The organism is Pseudomonas sp. HMSC063H08, assembly GCF_001813645.1.
In the GTDB taxonomy this organism is placed as follows: domain Bacteria; phylum Pseudomonadota; class Gammaproteobacteria; order Pseudomonadales; family Pseudomonadaceae; genus Pseudomonas; species Pseudomonas aeruginosa.
Genome location: NZ_KV813429.1, coordinates 120976 through 136010 on the forward strand (window position 1 = coordinate 120976; position 15035 = coordinate 136010).

Below are 15035 nucleotides of genomic sequence, written 5' to 3' on the forward strand. Positions count from 1 at the left end.
GCCGGTCGCCGCGGGGCCCATTTCGCGGACGTCTGGGCCCGTTTCTCCCGGCTTGTGTTACGCAATAGCCTGATCTGCAAAGTTTTTTTCGTAGAGCGCTTGCCAAGCCCGGCGAATCCGTCCATAATTGCGTCCATTCCAGCGATGGGTGAGCTAAAAATCTTTTGAAATCAAAGGGTTATAAGTTCAAAATCGCACCAGGAAAGAGATTTCAGCGATATGCCAAACGCATGTCGCTTCGCTCAAAGGCTGAGTAGCAGAGTGGTTATGCACCGGATTGCAAATCCGTGAACGCCGGTTCGATTCCGACCTCAGCCTCCAACAGGAAAGCCCCGTAGCTCAGTGAGTTACGGGGCTTTTTTCTTTCCTGTCCGGTATTGCTGAAGCAAGTTCCTTGGGGTGTCCCCATAACGCTTTCATACTTTTACGGCCTCGCAACCGCCTCCCTCTCCCGATAAGCCGCTCCGTAATTACTACTTTCCCGGAGTGTCCGAGGAGTACCCCAGCACCTGTCACGTTTTCGGCCGTTGCCTGCAATCCAGCCCCCGTGCGCGGCTTTTATCTGGACGCAAGATCCGGTCTGGGTCGGTCATCGGCTGGTCGTCATCGAACATGACCAGCCGAGCCGGTCTGTCCTGCCGCCTGCCTTCCGGGCCTCTATCGATCAACCGTTGTGGCGACCGCGAGCGGAAGGCGCTTGGCGGAGGGCCCGTTTCATCTTGCCTTGCGTTTCAAGGAAACCGGCAGGCCCCAGGTCAGGTCTTCCATGCCTGCTTCGCCGAGTATCTCGGTTTTCATCGGCTGGATCCGCGCGAGCACCTGGCGGCCCGTTTCATCAAGCCTTGGCTGCTCGCGATCGATGAACCTTTTCGTCAGCTCCATGGGCGCTGGCCTCATGAAGACCTGGATATCCTGCAAGGCGCACTTGATGTTTTGCGTGTCCACGGCCTTGCAGGTCTTCCTGTCATAGCTCACGGCCGGGGTCTTCAAGTGGAACCGATCGCTGAGCAGGATCTGCCTAGGCTGAATGGTGAAGGACAGCGGGGCATAGGCGTCGGGTATCTGCGCTTGCAGCTTGATGGAGGGGACATCCTCGATCTTCGTGCCTTCGGCCCAACCGGCATCCGAGACCATTTCCCGCTGGCTGTATTGCTGCTCGGTCCAGCCCACGCATTGGCCGGAGGCCATGTGCACGGCGCTGCAGACATTCTGTGTGTAGGTTTTGTCTGCATAGGAGGCGTCGCGCCAGTAGTTCTCCTTCACGAACCGGCGATACAGCACGGCGGACAGGTTCACCGAACCAAGTGGGCTGGCAGCCGGCTGCCCCTTTGGCGCCTTGATCTGGGCAAGGGTGCTGTCGATCTTGTAGTCGATCCCTCCGGACAGCAGGTAGGTTCCCGGCGGGATGATGTTGACCTCGAGGAAGTCCCACAGATAGACGGCTTCCTTGATCTTCTCCAGGTCGTTGTTGGCAAAGGCCTGCATGTAGGCGATCCCGGGCACGTCCTTGTTCTTGAATATGACCCGATGCGAGTAGCTGGAGAGGTCCGTCACGCTCTTGTTGGGCATGAGCGCCGGTACCAGCACCACGGACATGCCTTCGCGGGTAGCCTCATCGATCATGTTCAGGAGCTGGTTGGTGGGGGTCTGCTGGGAGCCGCCGAGTCCGGCGTTGCCTAGGGAGGCGCAGGCTGACAACAGGCTTGCCGGGAGCAGGATCGCGAAGGGGCTCAGACGCCGAGCGATGGTTTTCATGAGATATCCTTATCTATACGGGCCAATGACTTAAGGCGAGTGCGGGAAGAATCCTAATCTACTCCTTGCGGATTCCCAAGGAGCGTTCGTCCCGCGCGTAGGAAGGAGCGTTTGAGTCGAGCGCGTCACAGCCTGTTGCTGCAATCCTGGGTACTCACATGCGTTCGAATGCTGGCGAGCCAGTGCGTACTGCGTTGGTGATGGCTCGCTGCGGGTAGAGTTCGTGCCGGTCATCGAGGGCTGGCTGCGTGGGGGCGCAATGAAGACGCGCATCCCAGCTCTTCTGGCGATTCGTGAGTGCGGATCAAATCTGTTTTACCGCCGTACGACTTTTTCCGTTCCCTGCGCCTATCTAACCTGCCGCTCTCTTCAACCCGGGATCGGCAGGCATCTCCGCTGCGGTTCCAGCATGTACGGAACACCATGAAAAACATTCTCCTGCTCAACGGCGGAAAGCGTTTCGCCCATTCCGACGGTCGCCTCAACCAGACCCTGCACGAAACCGCCCTGGCCCATCTGGACCGCCGTGGCTTCGACCTGCGCCAGACCTTCATCGACGGCGGCTATGACATCCCGGCGGAGGTGGACAGGTTCCTCTGGGCCGACGTGGTGATCTACCAGATGCCCGGCTGGTGGATGGGCGCGCCATGGACGGTGAAGCGCTACATCGACGAAGTCTTCACGGCCGGTCATGGCAGCCTCTATGCCAACGACGGCCGTACCCGCTCCGACAGCACGCAGAAATATGGCAGCGGCGGTCTGGTGCAGGGCAAGCGCTACATGATCTCGGCGACCTGGAATGCACCACGGCAGGCGTTCGACGATCCGAGCGACTTCTTCGAAGGGAAAGGCGTGGATGCGGTGTATTTCCCCTTCCATAAGGCCAACCAGTTCCTCGGCATGTCCGGCCTGCCGACGTTCCTCGCGGTGGATGTGATGAAGCGCCCGGACGTCCCGGCTGCCGTCGCTGCCTACCAGGCGCACCTGGACAGGGTGTTCGGCCACGTTGGCTGAGTTCGACGGCGGGGGAGAACCAGGCTCTCAGGACGTGGCCCAGCGGTCGCGGGTACGCTGCCCGGGCTTTTGTCGGCCACGACCCGCGAGTGATCCGAAATTCGACTTTTCCGTCGATCCGTCGAATTAGATTTCATCGGGGACGGGGAGGAAAGGATGCTTTGCACGAATATTCGAATGGGCGCATCGTAAAATGAGCGCGCTTCGACCGCGTCGAAGCCACCCCCGACAACGTTGCCGGCAGGTCGCTCATCGACTTCCGACGCCTGCCGCCGAATTCAGGAGATTCACATGTGTCCTTGCCCTCACTCCCAGGCCCAGGGAGAAACGGACGGAGAGGCTGAGTGGCATAACGCCGCCCTGGACTTCACCCATGCGATGAGCTACGGCGATTACCTGAAGCTGGACAAGGTCCTGGACGCCCAGTTCCCGCTTTCGCCCGACCACAACGAAATGCTGTTCATCATCCAGCACCAGACCTCTGAGCTATGGATGAAGCTGATGCTCCACGAACTGCGGGCCGCCCGGGAGCACGTCAAGTCAGGCAAGCTCGGTCCGGCGCTGAAAATGCTCGCCAGGGTCTCGCGGATCTTCGACCAACTGGTACACGCCTGGGCGGTGCTGGCCACCATGACGCCGACCGAGTACAACACCATCCGCCCGTACCTGGGCCAGTCTTCCGGTTTCCAGTCCTACCAGTACCGCGAGATCGAATTCATCCTCGGCAACAAGAACGCCACCCTGCTCAAGCCCCATGCTCACCGCGCCGAGCTGCTGGCGGCCCTGGAGCAGGCCCTGCATACGCCGTCGCTATACGACGAAGCGATCCGCCTGATGGCCGCCCAGGGGCTGCCGGTAAGCCAGGAGCGGCTCGTCCGGGACGCGGCGGCCGGCACCTGTTACGAGGCCTCGGTGGAGGCGGCGTGGCGACAGGTCTACCAGGCGCCGGAGCGCTACTGGGACCTGTATCAGCTGGCGGAAAAACTGATCGACCTGGAGGATTCGTTCCGCCAGTGGCGCTTCCGTCACGTGACCACGGTGGAGCGCATCATCGGTTTCAAACCCGGCACGGGCGGAACCGAGGGAGTGGGGTATCTGCGTAGCATGCTCGATACCATCCTCTTCCCCGAACTGTGGCGGCTCCGTTCCAACCTGTAGTACCGGATGAGGCGCAGCATCCGCCTGCGCCTCAGTCGTTGCCGGCGCCTCCCGCCGCCCACTCTTGCCGCAAAAGCCCCATGAGAACGACATTCCAGCGTTCCCGGCCGACCCGGGTGGCGGAGCGGCGCAGGCCTTCTTCGCGGAACCCCGCGCGTCGATAGAGATGACGGGCGGCAGCGTTCCAGTCGTACACGTTCAATTCAACGCGCTCGATGTCGGCGTCGGCGAAAGCCTCGGCGAGCAGCGCCTCCAGCATCGGCAGCCCCAGGCCCTGGCCGCGCGCGTTTGGCGCCAGGGCTATGCGAGCCAGGCGGACGACGCCGTTGCGGCGGTCGAACAGCAACTGGCAATGGCCGATGACCTGGCCATCCAGGCAAGCGCTCCAGAGCAGGCGCAGCGGCGGTTGCCGGCGGCTTTCCGCGAGGTCTTCATGCATCTGCTCGAGGCTCAGCGGATGCCGCAGGGCGGGGCCGGCCCATTGCACCAGCTCCTTTTCCGTGGCGAACCAGCGTTGCAGGGTGGGGAAGTGTTCCAGCTGGAACGGGACGAGTTGCAGGTCCGGGACGGAACCCGTGCCGGGTGTGGGCATGCGGAGTGCCTCGCTCAGGTCATCGGGGGGAGCCGGCGTTTAACCGGGGACTTCTTGACGATGGCGGTGTTGGTTTCCGCGTAGCCGTTGATCCTGTCCAGCAGCGTGTCGAGCTGTTCCATCGAACGGACCTGGAGGCGGGCGATGAAGCAGTCGTCACCGGTGACCTTGTCGCACTCGGTGAACTCGGCGATGTCCTGGATCTGTCGCTCGACCTCGTGCAGCTTGCCGGGCAGGGGGCGGATGCGCACGATCGCCTGGAACTGGTAGCCGAAACAGCGGGGGTCGACATCCAGGGTGTAGCCGCGGATCACGCCGCGTTCTTCCAGTTTGCGCAGGCGTTCGGCGACGCTCGGGGCCGATAGTCCGCTGACCTGGGCGAGGGCCTTGAGGGACAGTCGCGAGTCAGCCATGAGGGCGTTGATCAGGCGTTGGTCGATGTCGTCGGTCATGTCGGCCTCGAAAGTTTTTTTTCAAAATAGCCCTGATAAAAAAGGTCGTCACGGGTTTTTGCCTGAGTAATGCGATGGAGGGCTGGAAGACGGCTTTGGATAATCATAGGCCTGTCTTGCGGGAGAGCGCTCATGAACGATCCGATCCGTCGCGGTACGCTGGAAATGACTTCGGCCATGCTGATCTGCGGCACCATTGGCTGGCTGGTGCTGCTCTCCGGGCAGCCCGTGCTGGACGTGGTGTTCTGGCGCTGCGTATTCGGTTTCGCCGCCCTGCTGGTCGCCTGTGCCGTGCTGGGCTTCCTGCGCCGCGGCAGCCTGGGGCGCGAGGCGTTCCTGCTGGCGCTCCTCAGCGGGGTGTTCATCGTCGGCAACTGGGTGTTGCTGTTCGCATCCTACTCACGGGCTTCGATCGCCATCGGTACCGCGGTCTACAACGTCCAGCCGTTCATGCTGGTGGGGCTAGGCGCGGCGTTTCTCGGCGAGAAGGTCACGGCGCGCAAGCTGGGCTGGCTGGGGCTTTCGTTCGCCGGCATGCTGGCGATCGTCAGCGCCCACGGCGACAGCGACGCCCCGCGCGGGGACTACCTGTTCGGTATCCTCCTGGCGCTCGCTGCCGCGCTGCTGTATGCCTTTGCCGCGCTGATCGTGAAGCGCCTGCAAGGCACGCCGCCGCATCTTATCGCGTTGATCCAGGTGGGCACCGGCGTGCTGATGCTCGCACCGCTGGTGAACCTTGCCGAACTGCCCCGGGGCGTTGCTCCCTGGGCCAGCCTGGCGACCCTGGGAATCGTCCATACCGGGCTGATGTACGTGCTGCTCTACGGCGCCATTCAGAAATTGCCGACGGCGCTGACCGGTGCGTTGTCCTTCATCTATCCGGTCGCGGCGATCCTGGTGGACTGGCTGGTCTTCGAACATCGCCTGAGCCTGGCGCAGTGGCTTGGCGTGGCCGCCATCCTGCTTGCCGCGGCGGGCATGCAGCAGGGTTGGAGCGTGCGCCTGCCGGGGCCGGCAGTGCGGCGCGGCTGAGGCGGCGGGGAAAAGAAAAAGCCCCGCGACGGGGGCGAGGCTTTTCTACAGCGATCTCGGCTGATCAGTTGCCGAAGACCTTGAAGCGTTCGCTTTCGGCGATGAAGGCTTTCTCGCCCGCCGGGGCGGCGATGGCGCCGAAAGGCATCTGTGCGCGCAGCTTCCAGCTTTCCGGCAGGTTCCAGGTCTTGTGGGTCTGGGCATCTACCAGCGGGTTGTAGTGCTGCAGGCTGGCGCCGACCTTGTGCTCGGCGAGGACGGTCCAGACCGCGAACTGGGCCATGCCGCTGGCCTGCTCCGACCACACCGGGAAGTTATCGGCGTAGAGGGCGAACTGCTCCTGAAGCTGGCGCACTACCGTCTGGTCTTCGAAGAACAGTACGGTGCCGGCACCGGCAGCGAAGGAGTTGAGCTTGGTTTCGGTGGCGGCGAAGGCGTCGGCGGGAACGATCTTCTTCAACTCGTCCTTGGCGATGTTCCAGAACTGCTCGTGCTCGGCGCCGAACAGCACGACCACCCGCGAGGTCTGCGAGTTGAATGCGGAAGGGCTGTGCGAGACGGCCTCCTTGACCAGTTCGACGACTTTCTCCTGGGAGATAGGCAGTTGCTTGTCCAGGGCGTAGATGGTGCGGCGGTTCTTGATGGAGGAGAGGAATGCGTCAGACATCGTGAGGCTCCTTGTTTGGAAGTTGGATTCGATATTAGCGACGGCCTCGATGAGATCAATGGGAAATAACCGGTGATTCCTATCGACTGATGTGATGGATGTCCTGTTTCCCCAGGAAAGCCGGGTATCAGCAGTCCAGCGAGGCCGACAGCGAGGGATGGCGAGTACGGATGAAATCGGAATATCGAGAAAGTCGATGGGCATAAACCCGCGAGGACCTGGCCGTTGATTCAGGTCAAGCAGGGTGGAGGCCAGGGAGGCGGCCAACCTTTAGTGATGGTGACCCGGCGGCCCGGCTCGGTGATGGTTCGATTGTAGGATTGTCGGACAAAAACTGGAGCGCACGATGTTTGAAAATTTCTCTCCCACCACCATGCTGGCCATCAAGAAGTATGCCTATTGGCTCTGGCTGCTGCTGGCGTTGTCCATGCCGTTCAACTACTGGATGGCCCAGGACAGCGCGCATCCGGCCTTCTGGGCATTTTCCCTGGTGATTGCGGTATTCGGCATCGGGCCATTGCTGGACATGCTGTTCGGTCGTGACCCGGCCAACCCCGACGAGGAAACCCAGACGCCGCAGTTGCTCGGCCAGGGCTACTACGTATTGCTGACCCTGGCCACGGTGCCGGTGCTCATCGGCACGCTGGTCTGGGCCGCTGGCGTGTTCGTCGCTTTCCAGGAATGGGGCTGGCTCGGCCGGTTGGGGTGGATCCTCTCGATGGGCACGGTGATGGGAGCGGTGGGGATCGTCGTCGCCCATGAGCTGATCCACAAGGACTCGGCGTTGGAGCAGGCTGCCGGTGGCATCCTGCTGGCCGCCGTGTGCTACGCGGGGTTCAAGGTCGAGCATGTGCGCGGCCACCATGTGCATGTGTCCACCCCGGAGGACGCTTCGTCGGCGCGTTTCGGCCAGTCGGTCTACCAGTTCCTGCCGCATGCCTACAAGTACAACTTCCTCAACGCCTGGCGCCTCGAAGCGGTGCGGCTGCGCAAGAAGGGCCTGCCGGTGTTCGGCTGGCAGAACGAACTGATCTGGTGGTACCTGCTGAGCCTGGCGTTGCTGGTCGGTTTCGGTTGGGCGTTCGGCTGGCTGGGGATGGTTTTCTTCCTTGGCCAGGCGTTCGTCGCGGTGACCCTGCTGGAAATCATCAACTACGTCGAGCACTACGGCCTGCATCGGCGGAAGGGCGAGGACGGGCGCTACGAGCGGACCAACCATACCCACTCCTGGAACAGCAACTTCGTCTTCACCAACCTGGTCCTGTTCCATCTGCAACGGCATTCCGACCATCATGCCTTCGCCAAACGCCCCTACCAGGCCCTCCGCCATTATGACGATAGCCCGCAGATGCCCAGCGGTTACGCCGGGATGGTGGTGCTGGCGCTGATCCCGCCGCTGTGGCGGGCGGTCATGGATCCCAAGGTACGGGCCTACTATGCGGGCGAAGAGTTCCAGTTGACGGCCGAACAGAGCGAGCGGCCGGCGGCCTCCTGAGCATCGCCGATGCCTCCCGCTCCGTGCCCGGATAGCTCTTCGTTCGGGTAATTCCGCCTTGCCGGGGGTTGGCTATCCTTAGCGATATCTCGCATGGAAAGGAGCCCAGGGATGAACATTCGGCAGAGGATCCTCGCTTCGGGCGCCATCGGCATCGTGGCTGTGGTGCTGCTCGGCGGGGTCGGCTTCTGGGGGCAATTGCGGTTGGGCAAGGCGCTGACGGAGAACGAGCTGAGCGTCAATGCGCTGCGCAACCACATGGAAGGCGACATGATGCACGACGCCTTGCGCGCCGACGTCCTGGCGGCGTTCGTGGTCCAGCCCGGCGACGGCGCGGCGGCCGAGCAGGTCCGCGAGGACCTGCAGGAGCACAGTCAGTGGTTTCGCAAGGTAGTCGAGCAGAACCAGGGGCTGCCTCTCAACGACGCCATCCACCAGGCGCTGGTCGAGTTGCGGCCCGACCTGGAAGCCTACATCGGCGCCGCCGAGAGCATCGTCGGCAAGGCGTTGCTCGATCCCGTGGCGGCGCGGGCCGAGCTGCCGCAGTTCGTCCAGGCCTTCAAGGATCTGGAAGGGCGCAACGAAGCGCTCAGCAGCCTGATCGAGAAACACGTCGAGCAGACCAACCGGGCGCGCGAAGACAGCATGCGCTATTCCGCCTGGATGCTCGCGGGCGGCATCCTGGTCGCCTGCCTGGTCCTCGGACAGCTCTGTCGCCAGTTGCTGCGCGCCGTCCTGCAGCCGCTGCGCAAACTGGTCTCATCGGCCCGGGTGATCGCCCAGGGCAACCTGCAGGAGCCGATCGGCGTCGACAGCAATGACGAGGCCGGCCAGTTGCAGCGGGCGTTGGGCGAGATGCAGGAGAACCTGCGGCAGATGATCACCATCATCCGCCAGGAAAGCGAAGAACTCCACGACACCTCCCAGTCCATCGGCCAGACCTCGCAGTCGATCGTCCACGGCGCCAGCCAACAGGCCGACAGCGCCACCAGCATGGCTGCGAGCATGGAAGAGATGATCACCAATATCTCGCAGATTTCCGACCACGCCGACAACGCCAGGGTGATCTCGGCCAAGTCCGAGGAGCTGGCCAGCAGTGGCGGGCAGGTGATCCTCAACGTGGTGGAAGGGATGAGCCGCATCGCCGACGTGGTCAACCAGTCCTCCACCAGCATCACCGCTCTCGGTCAGTCGTCGGACGAGATCCATTCGATCATCCAGGTGATCAAGGGGATCGCCGAGCAGACCAACCTGCTGGCATTGAACGCCGCCATCGAGGCGGCGCGGGCCGGAGAGGCCGGGCGCGGTTTCGCCGTGGTCGCCGACGAGGTGCGCGGGCTGGCGGCGCGGACCACCCAGTCGACCCAGGAAATCACCGCGATGATCGAGCGCATCCGCGCCAGCACGGGGCAGGCGATCAACAGCATGGAGGCCGGCGTGAGCCGGGTCAACGAGGGGGTGTCGTTCGCTCGTCAGGCTGGGGTATCGATCAACGAGATCCTCGATGGAACCCGTCATGCCGCGTCGGTGGTCGACGAAATTTCCCAGACCATCCGCGAACAGTCGCGCGCCAGCGATGAAATCGCCCAGCGCGTGGAGCTCATCGCCCAGCGTTCGCAGCAGAACACCCAGGCGATGCACGAGATGGCCGCCACCGCCAGGCGCCTGAACGAGGTTGCGGCGACCATGCGCTCGTCGGTGGAGCGCTTCAAGATCTGACGGGGGCCGCCTAGGTCGTCGACTCCGGGAGGCGCACGAACAGCGTGTAGCGTGCGCCTTCGATCGCTTCGAAGGCGATCAGCTTCTCGATCAGCGCCAGGTTCAGGACCTTGCCCGCGTTGAGCAGCAGCATGCCGTTGTTGGCGGTGAGGTTGCGCGCCAGCACCATGCCCGGAACCAGGTCGCGGGTGCCATGGGCACGGACTTGCGGATCGGCCAGGGTGACGTCGGCAAGGGTCGTCGCGCAGACCTGGATGAACGGTTCGATCAGCTCGGGGTCGTACAGCCGGCCGGCGTACTTGCGGATGTAGATCAGCGCTTCGTCGCGATTCATGCGCCGTTCGAGGATCAGCCCACGCTGCAACTCGACGAAATCCACCGCCAGCTTCAAGAGGCGCGAGCCCAGGGGGATGGACTCGCCTTTGAGGTGGTCCGGATAGCCGCTGCCGTCCCAGTGCTCCTGGTGATGGCGAATCAGGCGGGCGGCGTCCTGCATCGGCTCCAGCGACATCAGCAGCGACTCGCTGAGTTCCGGGTAGCCGCGGAAACGATCGCGGTCGTGGTGATAGAGCAGGTCCGAGGGCGAGCGGAGCAGGGTGTCGTTCCAGCTCAGCTTGCCGATGTTGTAGAGCGCCGCGGCCATCGCCAGGTCGCGACCATCCGATTCGTCGACGAGACCGCTGGCACAGCAGGCGCGGACCAGTTCGATGATCTGCTGGTTGGTCTGCTTGTCCTTGGGCAGGCGCTGGTTGACCAGCAGCGAGAAGACCTCGGTGCCGACCACGTAGCTACGCTTTAGCTCCTCATAGGCGAGGTCGAGCATGTCGGCGGTCTGCTGCAGTTCGGCGGTGCGCGCCTGAACGCGCTTTTCCAGCGTGGCGTTGAGTTGCTGGAGGCGGTCGTTCTGCTCCTGGGTAAGTCGCTCCAGGCGCCGCCGCTCGCGCTCGGAATACAGGTATTCGAGCGACTGGCGCAGGGTCAGCAGCAACTCGTCGTCGTTCCACGGCTTGCTCAGGTAATGGTGGATGCGCCCTTCGTTGATGGCCTTGGCGATGGTCGGCAGGTCGGCATGGCCGGTGAGCAGGATGCGAATGGTTTCCGGGAAGCGGCGATGGATTTCCGCGAGCAGGGCGGCACCGTCCATGTTCGGCATGCGGGCGTCGGACACCACCAGGTCCACGGGCCGGCTTTCCAGCAGTTGCAGGGCCTGTTCGCCGCTTTCCGCCAGCAACAGGTCGTAGGGCTGGTTGCGTAGCAGCCGGCGCAGGCTGCTGAGGATCAGCGGCTCGTCGTCGACCAGCAGTACGCTGAAGCGGATCTCCGTCTCGTTGGAAGGAGGTGCGCTATCGTTCATGAGTGTCTGTCCACCGGGTGAGTTTTGCCTGAGTGCTTCAGGCAAGCATAGTCCGAGTCTGGCCTGGACGAGGGGCATGCACGCGGCGACAGGGCGAGCGGAGGTGCGGATCATGGAGGCGTTACCCATCAGGAACCGGCGCTTGCTGGTGATCGATGAGCGGCAGGCGGATCGAGACCGTGTATGCGGGTTGTTGCAGGGAACCCGAGAGGCCGAATCGCCTCCCGTGGCGCCTGAGCGGGGCTACCAGGTGGATACGGCGGGAAGCGCCGAGGAGGCCTTGGGGCGGATACGCTCGGCCCTCCAGGCCGATGCGCCGTATGCCGTGGTGTTTCTCGGGATGTCGTCGGTAGGCGCGGATATTCCCGTTCTCGAGCGGTTCTGGCGTCTCGACTCCCGCTTGCAGGTCGTGGTGCATGCGCCTCCCGCCGATTTTCCGCTATTGGCGCCATGGGCCGCGGAAGAGCGCCTGCTGCTTCTCGGCCTGCCTTTGCAGGGACAGGAGGTCCGCCAGATGGCCGGCAATCTCAGCGCCAAGTGGAACGTGACGGCTCACCTCCAATTGCAGATGAGCCGGATGGAGGCTGCCATCCAGGAGATCACCCAGGAAGTCGGCCAGGCCAAGGAGGCGCTGGAGAAAGAGATCGGCGAGCGCAAGGAGCTGGAAAGCCAACTGGTGCAGACGGAGAAGCTTGCCTCGATCGGGCACCTGGCCGCCGGCGTCGCCCATGAGATCAATAACCCCATCAGCTACGTTTCCTCCAACTACACCACCCTGGAGGAGCACGTCAGGCGTTTGCTGGAGGTACTTGAAGCCTATGAAGAGGCTCGCCCCGCGATCCGCGACGAGGCGCTGGCAAGACGCCTGGAGCAGCTCGGCGAGCGGGTCGAACTGGCCTTCGTCAAGGAGGATGTCGCTGTGTTGCTGCGCGAATCCAGGGAGGGAATAGGGCGGGTGCGCAAGATTGTCCAGGACCTGAAGAACTTCTCCCGCGTCGACGCCGAGGACGACTGGCAGTGGACCGATCTGCACCAGGGGATCGAGTCGACCCTCAATATCGTCGCCAGCGAACTGAAGTACCGGGCCGACGTGGTCCGCGAATACGGCGATCTGCCCGAGGTGAAGTGCCTGCCGTCGCAGATCAACCAGGTGGTGATGAACCTGGTGATGAACGCGGCCCAGGCGATGGGGCCGGAGCGGGGTCGCATCGTGATTCGCACGGGGCATACCGTGGAGCATGCCTGGATCGAGGTGGAAGACTCGGGGCAGGGCATCTCCCCCGAGATCCTGCCGCGCATCTTCGATCCGTTCTTCACCACCAAGCCGGTAGGCAAGGGGACCGGCCTGGGGTTGTCGCTCTCCTACGGCATCGTCCAGAAACACGGCGGCACCATCGAGGTACGCAGCCAGCCGGGAGTCGGCAGCGCTTTCCGGATCGTGCTTCCCCTGGAATCGCCTGGCAACCTGGGGGGAGCCCACGGAAATTAACTGTTGCGCCGCTTAAGGTAACGTAAGACAATGATTTATCTACCGTTTGGGGTGGGTCTCAGGTTGGGATGCCGGTTTGGTTCCCATTGCCGGCTCACTTGAAGCGAGATCCTGCCCGGATGGCGAAATCGGTAGACGCAAGGGACTTAAAATCCCTTTTGTCAAGTCTTTTCTACTTGAGCTACCGGGCCAAAAGGTGAATAGTGACAACGGTTTGCGGGCATCCTAGTTGCGGTCGCACAGCTTGGCTTGACGGCCAAGGGCCAACTAGGGGCCAACAGATGGAAGTAGGTGTTTTCAGTGCGGTGAGCACTCCGCCCGAGTGGTGAAATCGGTAGACACAAGGGACTTGAATAATTTGAGCCTTCGGGGGGAAACGTCCGAAGTGAAGCCCGTCAAATTCGGCGAAAGCCCTGGATGCTTCGGCAACCGAGCCAACGCCGAGCCAAGCCCGAGCAATCGCTTGGGAAGGTGTAGAGAGCAGACGGCGGGCACCTACGGCCGCAAGGCTATGGTGAAGGCGTGCTCCAGACCACGAACGCCCTGCGTTGAGTAGGGCGGCGGCGAAAGTCGAAGTGGGAAGAAAATCCCTCGCCGAAAGGCGTGCCGGTTCGATTCCGGCCTCGGGCACCAATCCAAAGCCGCTCCAGCTCACGCGGGGGCGGCTTTTCCGTTCATGGCGTGCGTGCGCTTGAATCCCCGATCCCCCGCCATGAACGCCTCCAGCATGTGCGGGATGAGCGTCGCAGCATCGACCGCCTCGCCGTAGGTCTGCGCGTGCAGCGCCGCGTAGCGGTCGAGGTCGGCCCGTAGGCTGGCCGGGCACGCGAAGGTCATCTTCGTGGATTCCAGTTTCGGTAGCGGCCCGAGCCGCAGCTTTTTACCCGTGCTCATCGCATCGCTCCCCGGTTGAAGAACATCGGCTGGTACGGTCGCAGCACCAAGTCGCGGTTGACGATGATCCGCACCGGCAGGCCCGGCCGTTCGGTCAACGTCGGCTGGATGTTCATGTTGCGCCGGGTCATCTCCTGTCCAACCTGATTGATGCTGTCTTGGGCGCTGTCGCGCCCCGCGATCACGATGCGGTTGCCGTCTTGGCGGTTCTCGGGCGCGGCCAACTCGGCACCTACGCCCAGCAGCGTCGTCAGTGCCGCACCGGCGACGATGCGGCCCCAGTGGTAGTCCACGCCATCTTCGAGGCCGGAGTAGCCGGCCGGGTCGGTACCCACCAGGTTGTCGATGGTCAGCGAAGACGTGTCTGGCAGGATGATCCGGTTCCACACCACCTGCACGCGACTCTGCCCGTAACTGACCTGGCTGTTGTATTTGCCGAGGATGCGCGATCCCTGCGGGATCAGCAGGAACTTGCCCGTGGCCGAGTCATAGACCGGCTCTGTCACCGTGCCGATCACGTCGCCCGGCAAGTCGGACTTGATGCCCGTCACCAACGCAGCCGCGATCACTGTCCCGGCCATGACTTGATACGGCGAGGCCGGCATTTGCAGGTTGCCGGAATTGCGGGTTTCCGTAGAACCGCCTTTCAGGAATGCCTCCTTCTGGTCTTGCCGGTTCTGCGTGGCAGTCGGGTCGGCAGGCTGGGCCGCCATCGAGGCAGGCCCAGCCGCCAGCGGGTCGAAGCCTGCCAAGGCGTTGCCAGTCGCAGCCGCAGCGGCTTGGGCCGTGGCTGGCGCTGCGGCATTGCCCTGCTGGCCCGAGCGGAAGAACACCGATGAGGCCGCAGCGGCGTCAGCCTCCTTGCGCAAGGCGTCCTCGGGGTCGTGGCCGGGCGGCACATAGGTCGGCGTGACCGGCTGCTGCGAGGCCACGATGGCGGGGCCAAGGTCGCCCGGCAGCGGCGGCCCCAGCTCGGGCACCTTCTGCGGCAGCTTCGAGTAGTCGGCCGGCAGGCCGTCCAGCCCTTCGGACTTGGACACGCGATCGACGTTGTAAAGCTCGGTCTGCTCGCCCGCGCCGCGCCGGTGCGGCTGCAATGACCAGATGGTCGCACCCAGCACGGCGACCGACAGGCCGCCCATGAACATCGCCAGCGTGCGCCGGTTAAGGCGCGTGACCGGGCGCGGCTGCGCGCGCAGCGCCACCGCCTCGGGCGCGACCTTGCCCACCTGCGGCGCGGCACGGTCGGGGGTGTCGTCCTGGCTCATGGTCAGTTCCTCCGCGCGCCGTCCGTGCGCTCGATCCGCACCACGTCGCCCTTGTCGCCGCCCAAGCGCAGCTCCGCCGCCCCAAAGAGGCGATCCACGATGTAGTACGGCGCACGGAAGCGGTAGTTCACCAGTTGCCCGTCGCC

The 15035-nt window shown here is 63.5% G+C and carries 13 protein-coding genes, 1 tRNA gene and 1 pseudogene; 7 read left to right on the top strand and 8 right to left on the bottom strand.

The window, feature by feature from the left end; translation table 11 throughout:
* Positions 1–247 precede the first annotated feature (247 nt).
* A tRNA-Cys gene (locus HMPREF2924_RS12570) sits at positions 248–321 on the top strand.
* A 393-nt stretch (positions 322–714) separates the two neighbouring features.
* Here HMPREF2924_RS12570 and HMPREF2924_RS12575 read toward each other — a convergent pair.
* Positions 715–1755 (bottom strand): hypothetical protein, encoded by a 1041-nt coding sequence (locus HMPREF2924_RS12575; RefSeq protein ID WP_003131226.1) that lies wholly within the window; start codon positions 1753–1755, stop codon positions 715–717.
* A 423-nt stretch (positions 1756–2178) separates the two neighbouring features.
* On the opposite strand from HMPREF2924_RS12575, the gene HMPREF2924_RS12580 reads away from it, so the two are divergent.
* Both HMPREF2924_RS12580 and kynA read left to right on the top strand, forming a co-directional pair.
* Positions 2179–2769, top strand: a complete 591-nt coding sequence (locus tag HMPREF2924_RS12580; protein WP_003131228.1) for an NADPH:quinone oxidoreductase MdaB — start codon at positions 2179–2181, stop codon at positions 2767–2769.
* Positions 2770–3060: 291 nt separating this feature from the next.
* Positions 3061–3927 carry a tryptophan 2,3-dioxygenase gene (gene kynA, locus HMPREF2924_RS12585; RefSeq protein WP_003090069.1) on the top strand — a complete coding sequence of 289 codons (867 nt, stop codon included), beginning with the start codon at positions 3061–3063 and terminating at the stop codon, positions 3925–3927.
* Between the two features lie 31 nt (positions 3928–3958).
* On the opposite strand, the gene HMPREF2924_RS12590 is transcribed toward kynA, so the two are convergent.
* Positions 3959–4519, bottom strand: coding sequence for a GNAT family N-acetyltransferase (locus HMPREF2924_RS12590; protein WP_003090067.1), 561 nt, complete (start codon positions 4517–4519; stop codon positions 3959–3961).
* A gap of 14 nt (positions 4520–4533) precedes the next feature.
* Complete coding sequence (locus HMPREF2924_RS12595; RefSeq protein WP_003090065.1) at positions 4534–4971, bottom strand: Lrp/AsnC family transcriptional regulator; 438 nt, start codon at positions 4969–4971, stop codon at positions 4534–4536.
* Positions 4972–5103: 132 nt separating this feature from the next.
* Between HMPREF2924_RS12595 and HMPREF2924_RS12600 the strand changes: the two genes are divergently transcribed.
* Positions 5104–6003 carry a DMT family transporter gene (locus HMPREF2924_RS12600; protein ID WP_003131230.1) on the top strand — a complete coding sequence of 300 codons (900 nt, stop codon included), beginning with the start codon at positions 5104–5106 and terminating at the stop codon, positions 6001–6003.
* Between the two features lie 64 nt (positions 6004–6067).
* Here HMPREF2924_RS12600 and HMPREF2924_RS12605 read toward each other — a convergent pair whose 3' ends face one another.
* Positions 6068–6670, bottom strand: coding sequence for a nitroreductase family protein (locus HMPREF2924_RS12605; protein ID WP_003090061.1), 603 nt, complete (start codon positions 6668–6670; stop codon positions 6068–6070).
* A gap of 346 nt (positions 6671–7016) precedes the next feature.
* On the opposite strand from HMPREF2924_RS12605, the gene alkB1 reads away from it, so the two are divergent.
* A complete protein-coding gene (gene alkB1 / locus HMPREF2924_RS12610) occupies positions 7017–8165 on the top strand; it encodes an alkane 1-monooxygenase AlkB1 (protein ID WP_003090058.1) in 1149 nt (382 codons plus the stop codon).
* A 111-nt stretch (positions 8166–8276) separates the two neighbouring features.
* On the top strand, positions 8277–9884 hold the full coding sequence (locus tag HMPREF2924_RS12615) for a methyl-accepting chemotaxis protein (RefSeq protein WP_003090055.1): 1608 nt from the start codon (positions 8277–8279) through the stop codon (positions 9882–9884).
* Between the two features lie 10 nt (positions 9885–9894).
* Here the strand turns inward: HMPREF2924_RS12615 and HMPREF2924_RS12620 are convergent, their stop codons facing one another.
* Positions 9895–11238, bottom strand: coding sequence for a response regulator c-di-GMP phosphodiesterase, NosR family (locus HMPREF2924_RS12620; protein WP_003090053.1), 1344 nt, complete (start codon positions 11236–11238; stop codon positions 9895–9897).
* 76 nt (positions 11239–11314) lie between these two features.
* On the opposite strand from HMPREF2924_RS12620, the gene HMPREF2924_RS12625 reads away from it, so the two are divergent.
* Positions 11315–12727 (top strand): ATP-binding protein, encoded by a 1413-nt coding sequence (locus HMPREF2924_RS12625; RefSeq protein WP_003131233.1) that lies wholly within the window; start codon positions 11315–11317, stop codon positions 12725–12727.
* A gap of 651 nt (positions 12728–13378) precedes the next feature.
* On the opposite strand, the gene HMPREF2924_RS12630 is transcribed toward HMPREF2924_RS12625, so the two are convergent.
* The 3 genes and pseudogenes from HMPREF2924_RS12630 to HMPREF2924_RS35490 form a co-directional block, all read right to left on the bottom strand.
* Positions 13379–13621 (bottom strand): DUF2274 domain-containing protein, encoded by a 243-nt coding sequence (locus HMPREF2924_RS12630; protein WP_016254220.1) that lies wholly within the window; start codon positions 13619–13621, stop codon positions 13379–13381.
* On the bottom strand, positions 13618–14889 hold the full coding sequence (locus tag HMPREF2924_RS12635) for a TraB/TrbI/VirB10 family type IV secretion system protein (RefSeq protein WP_003138971.1): 1272 nt from the start codon (positions 14887–14889) through the stop codon (positions 13618–13620). Before HMPREF2924_RS12635 ends, HMPREF2924_RS12630 begins: the two co-directional genes overlap by 4 nt.
* A gap of 2 nt (positions 14890–14891) precedes the next feature.
* A pseudogene (locus tag HMPREF2924_RS35490) lies at positions 14892–15035 on the bottom strand (P-type conjugative transfer protein TrbG); the annotation flags it as partial.

Bases quoted from the DNA above. Each gene is read 5' to 3' on its own strand.
- HMPREF2924_RS12605 (WP_003090061.1), bottom strand. From the start codon at position 6,670: ATGTCTGACGCATTCCTCTCCTCCATCAAGAACCGCCGCACCATCTAC.
- HMPREF2924_RS12600 (WP_003131230.1), top strand. From the start codon at position 5,104: ATGAACGATCCGATCCGTCGCGGTACGCTGGAAATGACTTCGGCCATG.
- HMPREF2924_RS12630 (WP_016254220.1), bottom strand. From the start codon at position 13,621: ATGAGCACGGGTAAAAAGCTGCGGCTCGGGCCGCTACCGAAACTGGAA.
- HMPREF2924_RS12625 (WP_003131233.1), top strand. From the start codon at position 11,315: ATGCACGCGGCGACAGGGCGAGCGGAGGTGCGGATCATGGAGGCGTTA.
- HMPREF2924_RS12635 (WP_003138971.1), bottom strand. From the start codon at position 14,889: ATGAGCCAGGACGACACCCCCGACCGTGCCGCGCCGCAGGTGGGCAAG.
- HMPREF2924_RS12620 (WP_003090053.1), bottom strand. From the start codon at position 11,238: ATGAACGATAGCGCACCTCCTTCCAACGAGACGGAGATCCGCTTCAGC.
- HMPREF2924_RS12580 (WP_003131228.1), top strand. From the start codon at position 2,179: ATGAAAAACATTCTCCTGCTCAACGGCGGAAAGCGTTTCGCCCATTCC.
- kynA (WP_003090069.1), top strand. From the start codon at position 3,061: ATGTGTCCTTGCCCTCACTCCCAGGCCCAGGGAGAAACGGACGGAGAG.
- HMPREF2924_RS12595 (WP_003090065.1), bottom strand. From the start codon at position 4,971: ATGACCGACGACATCGACCAACGCCTGATCAACGCCCTCATGGCTGAC.
- HMPREF2924_RS12590 (WP_003090067.1), bottom strand. From the start codon at position 4,519: ATGCCCACACCCGGCACGGGTTCCGTCCCGGACCTGCAACTCGTCCCG.
- HMPREF2924_RS12615 (WP_003090055.1), top strand. From the start codon at position 8,277: ATGAACATTCGGCAGAGGATCCTCGCTTCGGGCGCCATCGGCATCGTG.
- HMPREF2924_RS12575 (WP_003131226.1), bottom strand. From the start codon at position 1,755: ATGAAAACCATCGCTCGGCGTCTGAGCCCCTTCGCGATCCTGCTCCCG.
- alkB1 (WP_003090058.1), top strand. From the start codon at position 7,017: ATGTTTGAAAATTTCTCTCCCACCACCATGCTGGCCATCAAGAAGTAT.